The following is a 691-nucleotide window of genomic DNA, read 5'->3' as shown; positions in this document are numbered from 1 at the left end:
CGTCATTCACCGCCAACGCCCCCCCCGGACAGAAATCATTCTGCACGTCAATAATTAAAAGTAAAGTTTTTGAAACGTCTAAATGCATATTCCCTCCTTGTTTAGTAGGTAGTGGTTAGTAATTAGCAGTTAGTATTATTGTTAGTAAACTGATCTTGTTGCCAATACTCTTAGCTTACCAACAATAAAAAACTACCCACTGCTAACTGCTAACTGCTCACTGCTCACTGCTCACTATCCACACTACTCCGTAAACACTCCAATCTTGCGGAATTTCTGATACCGTTTTTCGGGCAAGCCTTTAAAATCTTCCTTTATCAGCTTATTAACGGTTTCAGTAAGGAACGCTTTTATGTTTTTTGCCGTCAAAGTGATGTCTTTCGCGGCCCCTCCTTCCGGTTCCTCAATAATTCTATCACAAACTCCAAAACGTTTCAGGTCTTCGGCGGTGATTTTCATCAGTTCCGCGGCCTCCCTTTCCCTTGAACCGTCTTTCCATAAAATAGAAGCGAAACCTTTGGGCGAAATTACCGAATAAAGGGCGTTTTCAAGCATGGCAAGTTCGTCGCAAACGCCAAGCGCAAGCGCTCCGCCAGAGCCTCCCTCTCCAAGAACTACGGAAATAACGGGAGTTTGGTCTTCGCCGCGCTCAGGGGCCGGACGGGGCGATTTCAGCCTCACGCGCGGCGTA

Annotated in this window: 1 pseudogene; it reads right to left on the bottom strand. The window is 46.3% G+C overall.

Annotated elements, in window-relative coordinates:
• Window positions 1-243: 243 nt before the first annotated feature.
• Window positions 244-691, bottom strand: a pseudogene (locus tag ACYVRA_RS07890) (acetyl-CoA carboxylase carboxyl transferase subunit alpha); the annotation flags it as partial.

The organism is Treponema sp. R8-4-B8, assembly GCF_054786175.1.
The sequence above is the reverse complement of the archived record's forward strand: the minus strand, read 5'-3'. Positions and strand labels throughout refer to the sequence as shown.